The 15,673-nt window shown below is 71.4% G+C and carries 16 protein-coding genes; 11 read left to right on the forward strand and 5 right to left on the reverse strand.

The window, feature by feature from the left end:
- The first annotated feature begins 86 nt into the window (after positions 1-86).
- Complete coding sequence (locus tag AB0D67_RS34415) at positions 87-782, forward strand: response regulator transcription factor (RefSeq protein ID WP_362945268.1); 696 nt, start codon at positions 87-89, stop codon at positions 780-782.
- Here AB0D67_RS34415 and AB0D67_RS34420 read toward each other — a convergent pair.
- Entirely contained in the window at positions 775-1,248 is a 474-nt protein-coding gene (locus AB0D67_RS34420; protein WP_362945270.1) for a TspO/MBR family protein, read from the reverse strand. The two genes, AB0D67_RS34415 and AB0D67_RS34420, sit on opposite strands and share 8 nt — an antisense overlap.
- A gap of 234 nt (positions 1,249-1,482) precedes the next feature.
- Between AB0D67_RS34420 and AB0D67_RS34425 the strand changes: the two genes are divergently transcribed.
- The gene (locus tag AB0D67_RS34425; RefSeq protein WP_362945272.1) at positions 1,483-2,544 is read left to right on the forward strand and encodes a hypothetical protein; all 1,062 of its coding nucleotides are present in this window, start codon (positions 1,483-1,485) and stop codon (positions 2,542-2,544) included.
- A gap of 37 nt (positions 2,545-2,581) precedes the next feature.
- Here the strand turns inward: AB0D67_RS34425 and AB0D67_RS34430 are convergent, their stop codons facing one another.
- Entirely contained in the window at positions 2,582-3,226 is a 645-nt protein-coding gene (locus AB0D67_RS34430; protein WP_362945274.1) for a VC0807 family protein, read from the reverse strand.
- 276 nt (positions 3,227-3,502) lie between these two features.
- On the opposite strand from AB0D67_RS34430, the gene AB0D67_RS34435 reads away from it, so the two are divergent.
- On the forward strand, positions 3,503-3,856 hold the full coding sequence (locus AB0D67_RS34435; RefSeq protein ID WP_362945276.1) for a luciferase family protein: 354 nt from the start codon (positions 3,503-3,505) through the stop codon (positions 3,854-3,856).
- Positions 3,857-3,975: 119 nt separating this feature from the next.
- Here AB0D67_RS34435 and leuE read toward each other — a convergent pair whose 3' ends face one another.
- Positions 3,976-4,647 (reverse strand): leucine efflux protein LeuE, encoded by a 672-nt coding sequence (gene leuE / locus AB0D67_RS34440; protein WP_362945278.1) that lies wholly within the window; start codon positions 4,645-4,647, stop codon positions 3,976-3,978.
- A 167-nt stretch (positions 4,648-4,814) separates the two neighbouring features.
- Between leuE and AB0D67_RS34445 the strand changes: the two genes are divergently transcribed.
- Positions 4,815-5,057, forward strand: a complete 243-nt coding sequence (locus tag AB0D67_RS34445; RefSeq protein WP_362945280.1) for a type II toxin-antitoxin system VapB family antitoxin — start codon at positions 4,815-4,817, stop codon at positions 5,055-5,057.
- Positions 5,054-5,488 (forward strand): TA system VapC family ribonuclease toxin, encoded by a 435-nt coding sequence (locus AB0D67_RS34450; protein ID WP_362945282.1) that lies wholly within the window; start codon positions 5,054-5,056, stop codon positions 5,486-5,488. Before AB0D67_RS34445 ends, AB0D67_RS34450 begins: the two co-directional genes overlap by 4 nt.
- A gap of 32 nt (positions 5,489-5,520) precedes the next feature.
- Here AB0D67_RS34450 and AB0D67_RS34455 read toward each other — a convergent pair whose 3' ends face one another.
- Entirely contained in the window at positions 5,521-6,000 is a 480-nt protein-coding gene (locus AB0D67_RS34455; RefSeq protein WP_362945284.1) for an Lrp/AsnC family transcriptional regulator, read from the reverse strand.
- A gap of 127 nt (positions 6,001-6,127) precedes the next feature.
- On the opposite strand from AB0D67_RS34455, the gene AB0D67_RS34460 reads away from it, so the two are divergent.
- The 6 genes from AB0D67_RS34460 to AB0D67_RS34485 all read left to right on the forward strand — a co-directional run bounded on the left by AB0D67_RS34460 (position 6,128) and on the right by AB0D67_RS34485 (position 14,188).
- Positions 6,128-6,799: a nitroreductase family protein gene (locus tag AB0D67_RS34460; RefSeq protein ID WP_362945286.1), complete on the forward strand. Its 672-nt coding sequence runs from the start codon at positions 6,128-6,130 to the stop codon at positions 6,797-6,799.
- A gap of 387 nt (positions 6,800-7,186) precedes the next feature.
- The gene (locus AB0D67_RS34465; RefSeq protein ID WP_362945288.1) at positions 7,187-8,749 is read left to right on the forward strand and encodes a cellulose binding domain-containing protein; all 1,563 of its coding nucleotides are present in this window, start codon (positions 7,187-7,189) and stop codon (positions 8,747-8,749) included.
- A 255-nt stretch (positions 8,750-9,004) separates the two neighbouring features.
- Complete coding sequence (locus AB0D67_RS34470) at positions 9,005-10,675, forward strand: carbohydrate binding domain-containing protein (protein WP_362945290.1); 1,671 nt, start codon at positions 9,005-9,007, stop codon at positions 10,673-10,675.
- A gap of 226 nt (positions 10,676-10,901) precedes the next feature.
- Entirely contained in the window at positions 10,902-12,290 is a 1,389-nt protein-coding gene (locus AB0D67_RS34475) for a hypothetical protein (protein WP_362945292.1), read from the forward strand.
- Positions 12,291-12,367: 77 nt separating this feature from the next.
- The gene (locus AB0D67_RS34480; RefSeq protein WP_362945294.1) at positions 12,368-13,228 is read left to right on the forward strand and encodes a PhzF family phenazine biosynthesis isomerase; all 861 of its coding nucleotides are present in this window, start codon (positions 12,368-12,370) and stop codon (positions 13,226-13,228) included.
- 156 nt (positions 13,229-13,384) lie between these two features.
- Positions 13,385-14,188 (forward strand): arylamine N-acetyltransferase, encoded by an 804-nt coding sequence (locus AB0D67_RS34485; protein ID WP_362945296.1) that lies wholly within the window; start codon positions 13,385-13,387, stop codon positions 14,186-14,188.
- Positions 14,189-14,284: 96 nt separating this feature from the next.
- Here the strand turns inward: AB0D67_RS34485 and AB0D67_RS34490 are convergent, their stop codons facing one another.
- Positions 14,285-15,346, reverse strand: coding sequence for an AI-2E family transporter (locus tag AB0D67_RS34490; RefSeq protein WP_362945298.1), 1,062 nt, complete (start codon positions 15,344-15,346; stop codon positions 14,285-14,287).
- Between the last annotated feature and the right edge of the window lie 327 nt (positions 15,347-15,673).

Genomic DNA, 15,673 nt, shown 5'->3' on the forward strand with positions numbered 1-15,673 from the left:
GGTGCGGAGGCCCTCCGGGAGGAACGGCTCCCCTCCCCGGGAGGGATCGAAGAGGACATGGACGTGAACGTGGGGGACGGAACGCGATGATCAAGGTGCTGCTGGCCGACGACGAGGCCATGATCCGGGCCGGGGTGCGCGCCGTGCTGGCCGTCGACCCGGAGATCGAGGTGGTCGCCGAGGCCGGCGACGGCCGGGAGGCGATCCGGCTCGCCCTCGCCCACCGCCCCGACGTCGCCCTCCTCGACATCCGGATGCCCCGGATGGACGGGCTGGCGGCCATCGCCGAGCTGCGCCGGGCCGCCCCCGGCACGGCCGTGGTGATGCTCACCACCTTCGGCGAGGACGACTACATCGCCCGGGCTCTCGGGGAGGGCGCGGACGGGTTCCTCCTGAAGTCGGAGGACCCCCGCGAACTGCTGGCCGGCCTCCACGCCGTCGCCGAGGGCGGCGCCTGCCTGTCGCCGCGCGTGGCGCGGCGGGTCGTCTCCGCGCTCGCGGACGGCAGGATGACCCGCGAGGCGGCCGCCCGCGAGCGGGTCGCGGCGCTCACCCCCCGCGAGCGCGACGTCCTCACCCTGCTGGCGGCGGGGCTGCCCAACGCGCGGATCGCCCGCCGCCTCCACCTGGTGGAGGGGACCGTCAAGGCCCACGTGAGCTCGATCCTCATCCGGCTGGGGGCCGAGAACCGGGTCCAGGCGGCGATCGTCGCCCACGAGGCCGGACTGACGGCCGGGACACCGGGGACAACGGCCGGGACACCGGGGACAGAGGTCAGTTGAGCCGCCAGACGGCGAAGTTCAGCGCGGCGGCGAAGGTGACCCACAGCAGGTAGGGGACCAGGAGCCAGGCCGCCGGGCGGCTGATCCGGCGGAAGGCGACGACGGTGGCGACGATCGACGCCCAGAGCAGGACAATCTCCGCGAACGCCAGGCCGTACCGCCCGGCGCCGAAGAACAGCGGCGACCAGGCCGCGTTGAGGACGAGCTGGACCGCGTAGACGCCGAGCGCCGGCGTCCAGCCGCGCGCCGACCAGGCGAGCCAGCCGGAAACCGCGATCATGACGTAGAGCACGGTCCAGACCGGGCCGAACACCCACGAGGGCGGCGCCCACGACGGGCGTTCCAGGGCGAGGTACTCCTCACCGGAACCGGCCGACGCCAGCGAGCCGGCGACCGCCACCAGCACGAGGGCGACGACGAAGACCGGGAGCCCCGCCCACCGTTTCGGTCGGTGTGTGATGACCATGTCCACCTCCTGCCCTCTCCTTCGCGCTCCTACCGGCCGCCGGTTTCCCCACCGGAGAAGCGGTCCGCCGGTCGCCGGTCCTCCAGGGCGGGGAGACGGGGCCTCTCCCGGTGGCCGGGGCCGCCGACCCCCCGCGGGGGAGGGGGTCGGGCAGCCGCGGGTTCCCCCCTCCGGGGGAGGCGGATCCCCGGCCGGCGGGAGGGACGGCACGGCCGGAAGCGGGAGGGTCGGGGTATGACACACACTATCGACGCGACCGGCGGCCCGGCCGGCGACGCGGACACGACCGGCGGCCCGGTCAGCGGTCCCGCCGACGATGCCGACACGATCCGTGGCCCGGCCGGCGCCGGGAACGGCGGGACGACGGCGAGCGCGCTCCGGCTGACGGCCGCCGCGGTGGCCATGGCGGGCATGGTCCCCTACATCACCCTCAAGGTCATCTGGCTGACCGGCGGCTCGGTCGGCATCGGGAATCCGGCCCTGCTGCGCGACGGCGGCTTCTTCGGCCTCAACCTGCTCACCCTGGGCATGGACGTGGTCGCCCTGCTGGTCGCGCTGGCGTTCGTCCGGCCCTGGGGCCTCAGGATCACCGCGGGGGCGATCCTGGCGCCCATGTGGGCCGGCACCGGCCTGCTGGTCCCCATCGCCGTCCAGGCCCCGCTCGGCGGGCTGTTCGCTCTGGTCAGCGGGGAGAAGCCGATCGGCGCGGACAGCCCGGTCGCCGGGTGGGTCTACCTCGTCGTCTACACCGGCTTCACCGCCCAGGCGTTCGGGCTGACGGCCGGGTTCGTCCACCACGCGCGCCGGCGCTGGCCGTGGGTGTTCGCCGCGCGGACCTCGGACGGCAGGCCCGGCCCGGCGCGCCAGGCACAGGTGTTCGTCGCCTGGGCCGCCCTGGCCGTAGCCGTCGTCATCGCGGTCCTCGACCTGGCCCTGCTGCCCGGCGCGGTCAGCGGCCTCCCGGCCGGCCTCTCCTTCACCGCCGGCCTGCGCGGCCTGGTGGACGCGCTGCTGCCGATCCTCGCGGCGACCGGCCTGCTGGCGATCGTCCGCGGACGGTCCGCGCGGCCGCTGTGGAGGCCGGTGGCCCTGGCCTGGCTCGGCTCGGGCGGCATGTTCGGCTGGTCGATGTGGTCCCTGATCACCGCCCTGACGCCGAGCGCCCTCAACCCCGGCGGCTCCGGCGGCCCGGCCGCCCTGATCAGCCTGTTCACCGCGCTGACCGGCCTCGCCATCGGCCTGACCGGCATCCTCACCCTGACCGGCGCCTTCACCCCCGCCACCCGCCGGTCCTGACGGCTTCGCACCCGCTCCGCCGTACGGGGGCCGCCCGTCAGGGCGTCGCGGGGAGGGCGGGGGCGGAGTGGAGGCGGTGCAGGACGCGGCGGAAGGCCCAGACGGAGAAGGCGATCGCCGCACCGCTGATCAGGGCCACGACCGAGGTGCGCACCAGCAGGTAGGCACCGATCGACTGGTGCAGCAGGAGCCAGATGCTCACCGTCGAGTTCGCCAGCAGCACGAACCCCCACAGCAGGGTGATCCGGGCGAAGAACCGGCGGACCCGCTCGTGCCGGAGCACCGCCGAGGGAAGGTGGATGTAGTCGAGTGTCAGCTTCTGCGCCATCGGGCGGTTCAGCCGGACCGAGGCCAGGAAGACCACGCTGATGCAGATCGTGCCCAGCTCGGGCTGGAGGAAGTAGAACACCATGCTGCCCGTCCACAGCCCCAGCAGCGTCCGCACGGTGATCGCCACGGTGGCGAGGATCATCGTGGCGGGCACCGGGACGCGCCGCAGCAGTCGCCACCCCACCCCGATGTAGACCCAGCTCAGCGCGGCGATGAGCGCTCCGCGCTCACCGAGGACGGCCAGTGCGGCGTAGAAGACCGCCAGTGGGGCGACGACGCCCTCCAGCAGCTTCGGCGCGGCCTGGCGGGCGAGGACGGTGAGACGGGGGAGGGTGATGGACGTATGGCTCATGGCGCGCTCCACGGAAAGGTGGAATGACCGGCGGTGAGGCTTCACGCCTACCCGAACAGCCGGTGAACAGACATGACGGCTCGCCGTTCCGGGATACCGGGAATCACCCGGCATCGGGGGGCGGTTTACCGTACCCGAACCTGGAGAATGCTTTCGCTTTAACCGACCGATGCCGCATGGGTCGCGGCGGATCGGCCGATGCTCGGAGTGTGTCCAAGCGGTAACGGTTCGGAAACATGACTTTCCCGAACCCTTAGGGTTCGCGACGATTCGCGTATGGCAGTGCACGCGCGCACGTCCAGTCGGCCAACCGAAGGTGTCGCGCACGTCGCGACCCAGCTCTCCCACTGGCCCTCCCTCGCGCTGAAACGCACCCGCAGGGGCATCGGCTTCAGGTCCGAAGGCCGGGAGATCGTCAGGATGCGCGGGGACCACACCGCGGAGCTCCTGCTCACCACCGGTGTCATCGACCGCTGGGCCCGGGTCCTCACCGACTGCCGGCGGGTCGTCCCGGGCAGCGGGGACGGCTGGGTGTCGATGGCCATCGACGGCAGGGCCGACGCCGAACTGTTCCTCTCGCTGGTCAGCGTGGCGATCAAGGCCAACCAGGACGGCCCCGGCCCGGCCTGACGACCACCGTCGGATACCCCGGCGCGGCGGGGACGGCCCCCGCGCCCGGCCGCACGGCGTCCCGAACGGGCCGGTACGGCTCAGCCCGGCACGGCTCAGCCCGGCACGGCCGTACGGCGTCAGCCCAGCGTCGCCGTGGCCAGCCGCGCCCCGAAGCCGATGAACAGCGCGCCCACCCCCGAGGTGAGGCCGGCCGACAGCCGGCGGCGCGCCCGGAACTGGGAGGCCAGGAAGCTCCCGGCGAAGATCAGCGTCGACAGGTACAGCACGCTGAACAGCTGGCAGATCGCCCCCAGGATCAGGAACGACAGCGCCGGCCTGCCGTAGGAGGGATCCACGAACTGGATGAAGAAGGAGATGAAGAACAGGATCGCCTTCGGGTTCATCAGGCTGATCGTCAGCGCCTTGCGGAACGGGTCCCTGGCGGGCCGGCCCGCCTCCTCCGCCGGGGCCCCGGCGGCGTCCGCGGCCCCGGAGGTCCCGTGGCTCCGCCACGAGCGCCACGCCCCGCGCAGCATCTGCACGCCGATCCACGCCAGGTAGGCGCCTCCGGCGTACTTGACGACGTCGAACAGCATCGGCTCGGCCCGCAGCGCCGAGGCGGCCCCGGCCGCCGCCAGGACCATCAGGACGGTGTCACCGAGGAACACCCCCACGGCCCCGCGATAGCCCCGGCGCACCCCCTGCTGCGCCGCGACGCTGAGCACGTAGAGGGAGTTCGGGCCGGGCAGCAGGACGATGAAGAAGGCACCGATGACGTAGGTCCAGATGTCGGTGATGCCGAAGAACATGGGGCACTCCAGGGGGCGAAACAAGACGAACCCACGGTACTCCCCCCGAACAATCCCCAATCGCCTTACTTGATCACCCGCACGGAATCGATGTAACTCTATGTGACATTCCATGTGCGGAGGGGAAGTTTGGATGGGAGTATTGCTCCATGGGTATGGCTGGCAATATGAAGACGACCGTCGACATCGCGGACGGGTTGCTCCAAGAGGCCCGGGAGCTCGCCAGGTCCGAGGGAACGACTCTGAGAGCCCTCATCGAGGAGGGACTCCGATCCGTCCTGGCGCATCGGTCGCGAGAGGTGAGGTACGCGCTGCCGGACGAGTCCGTGGGCGGTCAGGGGGTCCAACCCCCCATGAGAGGCGCCTCATGGGAGGACATCCGGGCGCTGGCCTACGAGGACCGCCTGTGATCGCCGTCGACACCAACGTCCTGGTGTACGCGCATCGCAGAGACAGCGAGTTCCACGAGAGGGCGGCGGCGAAGGTCAGAGAACTGGCGGAGGGGCGGCCGGCGTGGGCGATTCCATGGCCGTGCGTCCACGAGTTCTTCTCGGTCGTGACCCATCCCCGCATCTACGCGCCGCCGAGCACTTCGGCGCAGGCCATCGCCCAGATCGACGCCTGGCTGACATCGCCGTCCCTTGTCCTGATCGGCGAGACGAACGATCACTGGAAGACGCTCCGGTCCGTGATCGAATCGGGCCGGGTGCTGGGACCGATGGTCCACGACGCACGCATCGCGGCGGTGTGCGCGGCCAACGGAGTCCGCGAGCTGTGGACCATGGACCGTGATTTCAGCCGCTTCCCGGCGCCCGTCATTCGCAATCTTCTCAAGGACTGACGGGCGTGAACGGGGCCGAGGCGTGGGTGGGTTCAGTCGTCGGCCAGGGGCTGGACGCGGTGGGCCACCACGGTGGAGAGGGTGATCACCGTGCTGCTGCGCCGTACGCCGGGAACGGCGAGCATCCGGTCGATGACCCGCTGGATGTGCTCGTGGTCGCGACCGGCGATCCGGCACCAGACGTCGCCGGGACCGGTGACGATGTGCGCCTCCATGACCTCGGGGATCGCCTCCAGCGCGGCGGAGATGCCGGGCCGGGAGACCTGCTCGACCTCCAGCGTGGTGAACGCCTGCACCGGGTAGCCGAGGGCGCGGGGGGAGAGGTTGGGCCCGAAGTCGACGATCACCCCGTCGGCGACCATCCGGTCCAGCCGGGCCTGGACCGTTCCCCGGGCGACCCCGAGGATGCGGGAGATCTCCAGCAGCCCGGTGCGCGGGCGCTCCCGGACCAGGCGGAGCACCCTGCGATCGAGTTCGTCCAGGCCGTTCCGGCCGGCCCTTCTGGCTGCCAATCTGCTCACCTCCGCGGACCCCGCGGCGACGGAGACTGACGATCTGGCAGTGTTCCGGGCGAGGTGTTGCCCTATTTTTCACCGCCATTCAGACTACGCGCGCACATATGACGAAAAAGGAGGCATTGTGCCGCGCGAGCACAGCTACCCGTTCATCCCCTACCGGCCCGCCCGCTACCCCGAGGACGAGATGCTGGCCCGGGGCCGGGAGTTCTACGAGCACATGGACCGGCGGCGGAGCGTGCGGTTCTTCAGCGACGAGCCGGTGCCCCGCGAGTGCGTCGAGCTGGCGATCCGGACCGCGAACACCGCCCCCTCCGGGGCCCACCAGCAGCCGTGGAAGTTCATCCTGATCGGCGACGCCGGGACCAGACGGCGGATCAGGGAGGCGGCCGAGGTCGAGGAGCGCAGGAACTACGAGGAGGGGCGGCTGACCCCGGAGTGGCGCGCCGCCCTGGCCCCCCTGGAGACCGGCCCCGGCAAGGACTACCTGGAGACCGTGCCCTGGCTGGTGGTCTGCTTCGCGGAGAAGTACGGCGTGCGCCCCGACGGCACACGGGTCAGGCACTACTACGTCAACGAGAGCGTCGGCATCGCGTGCGGCCTCTTCATCGCGGCCCTGCACTCGATGGGGCTGTCCACCCTCACCCACACCCCCAACCCGATGGCGTTCCTGAGCGACATCTGTGGGCGGCCGGCCAACGAGCGGCCCTACATCCTCTTCCCCGTGGGTCACGCCGCCCGGGACGCGGAGGTCCCCGACCTGACCCGCAAGCCGCTGCCGGAGGTCATGGCCTGAGGGCTCGTTCCCCGTCTCGTTTCGGGCTTGTTTTGGGTCTTGTGAAGGAGGATTGTCAAAGCTACGATCACCACAACTCTTAGGAAACTTTCCTAAAAGATGAGTCGAACGGGACGCCGACGACCCGTTCGTCGACCCGGAACCCCTTCTGAGCAGCGTGGACGCCGCCGACCCCCGGAGGCGGCGTCCACGCCCCGCACCACCCGGAGCGGTACCGCGCCATCGCCGCTCCGGGTGGACACCCGCGCGGCGCGCCGGCGGCCCCGTCCGTCTTGACCACGCCCTTGACCACGCCGGAGAACCCGACCCGGCCGGAAAAGCCACCCGCCCCGCCCCGCGGCCCCGCCGCCGGCGGGACGCGACACCCCCCGACAGAAGGAACAGCGAATGAGACTTCGCCGAACAGCAGCCGCGGCCCTGGCCGCACTCCTGACCGCGCTCGGCGCGGCCGCGACCGCGGCGCCCGCCGGGGCGGCGGCGTCCCCCACGGCCGCCTTCACCAAGGTCTCCGACTGGGGCACCGGCTTCGAGGGCAAGTACACGATCACCAACGGCGGCGCCACCACGATCAACGGCTGGTCGGTGGCCTTCGACCTTCCCTCCGGCGCGTCCGTCGGCTCCTCCTGGGACGCCGCCATGACCCGCAGCGGGCAGCGCTTCACCTTCACCAACGTCGGCTGGAACGGCACCCTGGCCCCCGGCGCGTCCGCGAGCTTCGGCTTCAACGGCAGCCCCGGCGGCGTCACCCCGTCCAACTGCACGCTCAACGGCAACCCCTGCGGCGGAGGCACCGGCAACCCCGGCGCCCCGGGCGCACCCGGGGCCGTGACCACGACCTCGACCAACACGTCGATCACCCTGTCCTGGGGCGCCTCCAGCGGCACGGTCACCGGCTACCGCGTCTACGAGGGCTCGGCGCTCAAGACCACCGTCACGGGCACCACCGCCACCCTCTCCGGACTCGGCACCTGCGAGTCGCACACCTACACGGTCAAGGCGTACAACAACACCGGTGAGTCGGCCGGAAGCGGCGCCACCGCCACCACCACCGGCTGCACCACCCCGCCGCCCGGCGGCAAGATGCCCGGCGCCCCCTACCTCTACATGGGCTGGGGCAACCCGCCGAGCCCGGCCACGGTCATGGGCGCCACCGGCGTCAAGTCCTTCACCATGGCCTTCATCCTGGCCCAGAACGGCTGCAACCCCGCCTGGGACGGCCAGCGTCCGCTGACCGGCGGCGCCGACCAGGCCGCCATCAACCAGATCAAGGCCGCCGGCGGCAGCGTGCAGATCTCCTTCGGCGGCTGGCAGGGCAACAAGCTCGGCCCCAACTGCTCGACCCCCCAGGCGTTCGCCGGAGCCGTGCAGAAGGTCATCGACGCCGTCGGGCCCGCGGTGGTCGACTTCGACATCGAGAACACCGACGAGTTCGAGAACTACACCGTCCAGGACCGCATCCTCAACGGCCTGAAGATCGTCAAGTCGGCCAACCCCGGCGTCAAGGTGGTCGTGACCTTCGGCACCTCCACCACCGGCCCGACCGCCCCCGGCATCCGTCTGATCAACCAGGCCAAGGCGCTGGGCGTGCCGATCGACAACTACACGATCATGCCGTTCGACTTCGGCGGCGGCGCGAACATGTACCAGAGCACGGTCAACGCCGCCGAGGGCCTGAAGAACGCGCTGAAGTCCGCCAACGGCTGGACCGACGCCCAGGCCTACGCGCGCATGGGCATCTCCGGCATGAACGGCCTGTCCGACCAGCAGGAGCAGACCTCCCCGGCGCAGTGGACCCAGATCCGTGACTGGGCGAACTCCAAGGGCCTGACCCGCCTCGCGTTCTGGTCGGTCAACCGCGACCGCCCCTGCCCCGGCGGCGGCGTCCAGGAGAGCTGCAGCGGGATCGCCCAGGCCGACTGGGAGTTCACCCGGATCACCGCGGGCTTCTGACCCCCGCCCGCCCGGCCCGCCCGCCTGCCGGGAGGCCGTACGGCCCGCCCACCGGTGAACCGTACGGCCGCCCGCAGGGGGCCGGCCCGCCGTCCCGGCCTCCCCGCGGCGCGCCGGCCCGCCACCCCGGTCCGCCATCCGGGTCCTCTCCGCGGCGAGCCGGCCCCCTCCACGGCGCGGCCCCGTCCCACGAGGCGCGGCGCCGCGCCCCGGAAGACCTCAGCCCACCCCACCACCACCCTTGCGGGGCAAGAGATGAACCTCAGGAAACTCGCGGCGGCCGCCGTACTGGCCCTGGGCGCGGCGACGCTCGCCGCGCCGCCCGCGCACGCCGCGGCCCTCATGACCAACCCCGGGTTCGAGAACGGACTGACCGGCTGGACCTGCTCGGCCTCCTCGGCCGCGACGACGGTGTCGTCCCCGGTGCACGGCGGCGCCGCGGCGTTGCAGGCCACCGCCCAGGGAAGCGACATCGCCCGCTGCGGCCAGAAGGTCGCCGTCAAGCCGTCCTCGTCGTACTCGCTGTCGGCCTGGGTGCGCGGCGGCTACGTCTTCCTGGGCGCGACCGGCACCGGCACCACCGACCCCAGCACGTGGACCTCCTCGCCGTCGTCCTACGCGCGGCTGACCACGTCGTTCACCACCGGCCCGTCCACCACCTCGGTGACCGTGTACGTCAACTCCTGGTACGGCCAGGGCGCCTACCAGGCCGACGACCTCGTCCTCGACGGGCCGCCCGGCGACGGCGTCCCGGGCGACACCGTCCCGCCCACCGTCCCGGCGAACCTCACCGTGGGCGGCGCCACCGCCACCTCGCTGGCCCTCTCCTGGTCGGCCTCCACCGACGACTCCGGCACCGTGGCCCGCTACGAGGTCTCCCGCGACGGCGGCGCGCCGGTCGCCGCGGGCTCCGCCACCTCCTACACGGCCACCGGCCTCACGCCCCGCACCGCCTACTCCTTCCGGGTCCGGGCCTGCGACCCCTCGGGCAACTGCTCGGCCTACGGCCCCCAGGCGAGCGGGACGACCACCGGCGACACCACCCCGCCGCCCGGCGGGGAGATCCGCTACTCCCCCTACATCGACATCACCATGCCCACGCCCTCGCTGGCGGGCGCCGCCGCCGCGACCGGGGTGAAGAACTACACCCTCGCCTTCGCCCTCGGCGACAGCACCGGCTGCAACCCGGCCTGGGGCGGCACCATCCCGATCGGCGACCCGCGGATCATCGGCGACGTCAGGGCGCTCCAGGCCCAGGGCGGACAGGTGATCGTGGCCACCGGCGGCGCCCAGGGACCGTACCTGGAGCACACCTGCGCCTCCTCCGCCGCGCTGCTCACCGCGTACAAGAAGGTGCTCGACACGGTCGGGACGAACCACCTCGACGTCGACGTCGAGGCGTCGATCGACGCCGCCAAGGTCAACACCGCGCTCAAGCAACTCCAGGCCGAACGCGGCACCGTGGTGAGCTACACCCTCCGGGTCCAGGGCCAGGACTACGGCGTGGACCCGTTCTCGCTGTCGATCCTGCGGGACGCGGCCCCCAGGGGCCTCGACGTGATCGTCAACCCGATGCTGATGAACTTCGGCTACACCGGCAACTGGGGTGACGCGATGATCGCCGCGGCCGAGGCGACGCTCGCGCAGATGAGGACGGTCTGGCCGGCGAAGACCGACGCCCAGCTCAAGAGGATGCTCGGCCTGACCCCGATGATCGGCAAGAACGACACCGGCATGACCACCACGCAGGCGGACGCCCGCAAGCTGCTCTCCTGGGCCAACGCCAACCACGCCGGGTTCGTCGGCTTCTGGTCCGCCGGCCGTGACAACGGCGGCTGCCCCAACGGGCAGGTGTCGCCCACCTGCAGCGGAGTCGCCCAGTCGCCCTGGGAGTTCACCGGCATCTTCAAGGGGTTCACCGGCTGACGGCCGGGGCCCCGTCCGGGACGGGACCCGACCCTCGAAAGCCCCTCGCCGCCGGGAGAGACGGACTCCCGGCGGCGAGGTCATGCCCGGATCCGGCCCGCCGCCTCTTCTTCGGTGGCCGAAAGTGACGATTCGGCTTCTTTCCGTGAAGAAACCTGGGAGAGTGAACTCGTTTCGCGGCCCGAGTGGTCGCTTTCCCTCGGCTTCCGGCACTCTGGTAGACGTCATGGACTACGCAATCCAAACGGGGCTCCTCCTCGCCGCAGGTGTCGTGCTCGCACTCGTCGCCCAGTGGCGGCACTGGCGTCCGTCGCTGGCCGTGGCGCTCGCGGCCGGAATCGTGTTCCGTCTGCTGATCATGGTCGCCGCGGCGAAGAGCGAGTGGCAGCCGGTCGACTTCGTGAACAGCTTCAAGCCGGCGGGCGAGGCGGTCCTGAACCGTCAGGATCCCGTCCTCGGCAGCAACGGCGGCTGGCACTTCCTGCCGACCATCCCGTACGTGTACGGCCTGTTGCTCTGGCTGGGCATCCCGTGGGAGATCGCCGGGCGGCTCGTCACCGTGGTGGCCGACATCGCGCTGATCCCGCTCGTCGGCAAGCTCGCCGGGGGACGCGACGCCTCGCTGCGCGCCTTCCAGTACGCCTGCAACCCGCTGGCCCTCCTCGTCGCGTGCATCCACGGCCAGGTCGAGCCGGTCGCGCTGGCCTTCGGCGTCGCCGCGTTCGTGGTGGCCCGCGGCCCGGGACCGGCCGAGCGCCCCGGTCTCGTCAACGACCCCATCGCCATGACCCGGCGGAGCGTCTCCGCCCTCGGGTTCGGCGGCGCCGTACGGCAGGCACTGGCGGCGGCGCCGGAGACGCTGCGCCTGGCGCTGCGTCCGGGCCCCGGCGACCGGGCCGGCCTGCGCCGCGCCCTGTTCGCCGGCCTGCTGATGGGCCTGGCCCTGTGCGCCAAGAGCTGGCCCATCTGGCTGATCCCCGGCATGCTCCTGTTCCTGCCGACCGTCCGCGCCCGCATCGTCGCCTTCGTGGCCACCGGCATCGCACCGGTGTTCTTCATCGTCACCCTGCCGATCTTCGCCGGGACCTCCCTGAGCCAGATCCCCGAGGTCGTCAAGGTGATGAAGACCATCCGCCCCATCGTCGGAGAGTGGAGCTACAGCGCCCTCCTGGTCGGCGGCGACTGGACGCTCCACCAGGGGATCGCCACGTTCGGCACGTGGCTGATCTACTTCACGCTCGTGGTGGTCGCCATCCTGTGGCGCCGCGCCGACCCGGTGGACGTCACCACGGCCCTGCTGCTCGCCTTCATGGTCGCCACCCCCCGCCTCGGCGCGCAGTACCTGCTGTGGTTCATGCCGTTCCTGGTCGCCCGTCCCACCCGCTTCGCGTGGCCCGCCATCCTCGGCGTCTCCGTCTGGGCGGCGTACGGCTACCTCTACATGACGCAGTACCGCGGTCTGGCGTGGGGTGAGCTGCACTCGGTCTGGGCGCAGTGCTCCATCGTGCTCCTGCCGGTCCTCATCGCGGCCATGCCCTGGAATCGCCGCGTCTCCGCGGCGCGGGTGCCCGCGCCGAGTACGGCCCCGCAGAAGACCGCCCCGGTGGCCATCTGAGCTCTCCGGCCCCGCCCACCCGGATCACCCGGGTGGGCTGAGTTCTCCGGAAGGGCGGAGGATAGGCTCCGGTGGGCATGAGAGAAGATCTGGAGATCCTGCGCTACACCGCCTTCACGCACGACCTCGAAGGGGGCAACCCCGCCGGGATCGTTTTGGACGCCGCCGGCCTCTCCGACGCCGAGATGCTCGCCATCGCCGCCGAGGTCGGATACTCCGAGACGGCCTTCGTGACCGGCCGCGACGACGAGAGCCGCACCTTCCGGGTCCGCTACTTCGCCCCCTCCACCGAGGTGGCCTTCTGCGGGCACGCCACCATCGCCACCGCGGTGGCACTGGCCGAACGGCTCGGCGCCGGCCCGCTGGTCTTCCACACCCCGGCCGGTGAGATCGCCATGGACACCGGGATCGACGACGGCGTGCTCCGCGCCACGCTCACCAGCGTCCCCACCCGCTCCCGGCCCGCCAGGGAGGAGGAGCTCGACGCCACCCTCGCCGCGCTCGGCTGGTCCCACGACGACCTCGACCCGGCCTTCCCGCCGCACGTCGCCTTCGGGGGGAACGACCACCTCGTGCTCGCCGCCGCGACCCGCGAGCGCCTGGCGGACCTCGACTACGACTTCGACGCGCTGCGGTCGATCATGACCGACAACGGCTGGACGACGGTGCACCTCTTCTGGCGCGAGAGCGATCTGCGGTTCCACGCCCGCGACCCCTTCCCGGTGGGCGGGGTCGTTGAGGACGCCGCGACGGGGGCCGCGGCGGCCGCGTTCGGCGGCTACCTCCGCGTGCTGGGCACCGGATCCGACGAGTTCACCGTCCTCCAGGGAGTGGACATGGGACGGCCGAGCGTCCTGAAGGTGTCGATCGCCTCCCCGGACGGTCGCAGCCGGGTGAGCGGGGGAGCCGTGGAACTGCCCGCGCCGTCTCCGGCCTGACGCCTGACGCCTGGCGTGGCTTCGGTCCGGCGCCCGCCCCGGTTCTCATCGGGCCCGGGATCTCCGTGCCACCGGACCCCGGCCCCCGGTCCTAAGCCCGGGTCCTACGCCCGCGGCCCCTGCCGCGGGCGTCATGCCCCGTGATCGAATCAGGCCATGGAGGAATACCTGACACGAATCGGCGCGTCCCGGCCCGCGAGCCCGGACCCCGAGTCGCTACGCGAGCTGCAGGCCCGCCACCTGCTGACCGTTCCGTTCGAGAACCTGAGCGTCCACCTCGGCGAACCCGTCGTGCTCGACGATCGCGCACTGGTGGAGAAGGTGGTGGACAGGAACAGAGGAGGTTTCTGCTACGAGGTCAACGGAGCCTTCGCCGCGCTGCTCCGCTCGCTGGGCTACCGGGTGTCCTTCCTCTCGGCCAGGGTCGCCGCGGACGGCGTGCCGAGGGCACCGTTCGACCACATGGCCCTGCGTGTCGAGAGCGGTTCGGCGTCGTGGCTCGTCGACGTCGGCTTCGGCCGGCTCTCCCGGTACCCGTTCCGTCTCGACCTGCGTACCGAGCAGCCCGACCCGGAGGGGGTCTTCCGCGTGGCCGAGACCGGTGAAGGCGATCTCGACATCCTGCAGGACGACGTGCTCCAGTACCGCGTGGAACAGAGGCCGTACGCCCTGTCCGACTTCGAGATGGCCTGCTGGTGGCACCAGACCTCCCCGAAGTCGCACTTCACCCGCTCGACGGTCTGCACGATCCTCACCGAGACGGGCCGTGTCACGCTGAGCGGCGGCCGGACGCTCATCCACACGGTGGGGGGCGTCCGGGAGGAACGGGAACTGCTCACCGACACCGAGGTGCTCGCCGCCTACCGGAAACACTTCGGCATCGAGCTGAGCACGCTTCCCCCGGCGGGCCCGCGGCCGGACGGCGGGAGCCGTACGACGGCCGAACCCGCCTCGCCCTGACCGATGACGCGGCGGCCTGGACGGGACCGCCCTCACCGGTCCACGGCGCCGCGGACCGGCATCCACGGTGCTCACGGCGCCGTTTCCCACGAGGTCCTACGGCGTGGCGGGCCGGTCCTCGCCGGGATCGTGCCCGGAGACCAGTGCCGCCGCCCACTCACCGTCGGGGTCGCTGTCGATCAGCAACGCCCGGACCAGCAGGCTGAGCGGGATGGCCAGCAGTGCACCCAGCGGACCGAGTACGAACGCCCACAGCAGCAGGGACAGGAGCGTCATGGTCGTGGACAGGCCGACGGCGTCGCCGAGGAACTTGGGCTGGATCAGCGACTGCACGACGAAGTTGATCAGGATGTAGGAGAGGACCACGAAAAGCAGGGTCTTGGGCCCACCCACGAGAAGGCCGAGCAGCGCCGGCGGTATCAGGCCGATGACGAACCCGATGTTGGGGATGTAGTTCGTGATCAGAGCCAGCACGCCCCACAGCAACGGGAGCGGCACGCCGAGCAGCCACAGTGCGGTCGCGTCCAGCGCCGAGCAGACCAGCCCGAACATCGTCGAGACGACGAGGTAGCGGCGTGTCTTGTGGGCGAAGTCGGTGAGTGCGCCGATGAGCAGGGGACGCCGCGCGGCTCCCTTCCGGAGCAGCCGGGAGAAGGCCGGGGCGTCGAGGCACATGGCCAGCAGCAGAACGACTATGAGGACCAGCCCGGAGAAGACGCTGAGAAGGCCGGCGGCGAACCCCTGGAGCAGCTGGAAGATCTTCCCGGGGTCGAGCGTCCGTATCGCCTGGTTCATCTGATCGGTGCCGATGCCGAGCCGCGCCGCCAGCTGCTGGGCATCCACCACGAGCTGGTCGAACTGGCCGCTGTAGGTGGAGGCCAGAGTGGCCAGCTGCGCGACCGAGAGAGTCAGGATCGCCACCATGCCGAACAGCAGGAGCAGCACGATGGCCAGTGGAACCGCCACCAGCGTCCATCCGGGTGCGCCGCGCCTCTGGAGCATGCCGCGGACCGGGGCGACCGCGAGGACGAGGACCAGGGCGAGGAGTACCGGTCCGACGATCGACCCGACCTCTCGTACACCGGCCAGTGTGATCACGGCGCTCGCGGCGCAGACCAGCACGATGAGTGCTCTGGGGAGGAGCCTTCCGTCCGTCATACCGCCACCACTACCCGCAGGGAAGGAAGGTTTCCTCGGGGGGAGGGGTTGATTTGACGGAAGGGGCGACCCTACATAGAGTTCACAGGCCCGAGAACGCCGGTGGAGATCACCGGGAGCTCGGGACCTCCTCTGATGATCCTCCTCTCGCTGGGACGTTCACGTCCCGACGGCATCCGGTTGGACAACGACGGGATGTTGGAGTAAGTTAGAGGGGTTGCCCTGGAGACAGGGTGGTCGAGATCCAGGTGGATCCGGCGGGTGCGGGTCGGCTGAAGCGAAAGCGACAGTTTGACACAAACCAGGCGGAACTGCTAAGATTGAGAC

The sequence above is a fragment of the Streptosporangium sp. NPDC048047 genome, from assembly GCF_040653115.1.
Lineage (GTDB): Bacteria > Actinomycetota > Actinomycetes > Streptosporangiales > Streptosporangiaceae > Streptosporangium.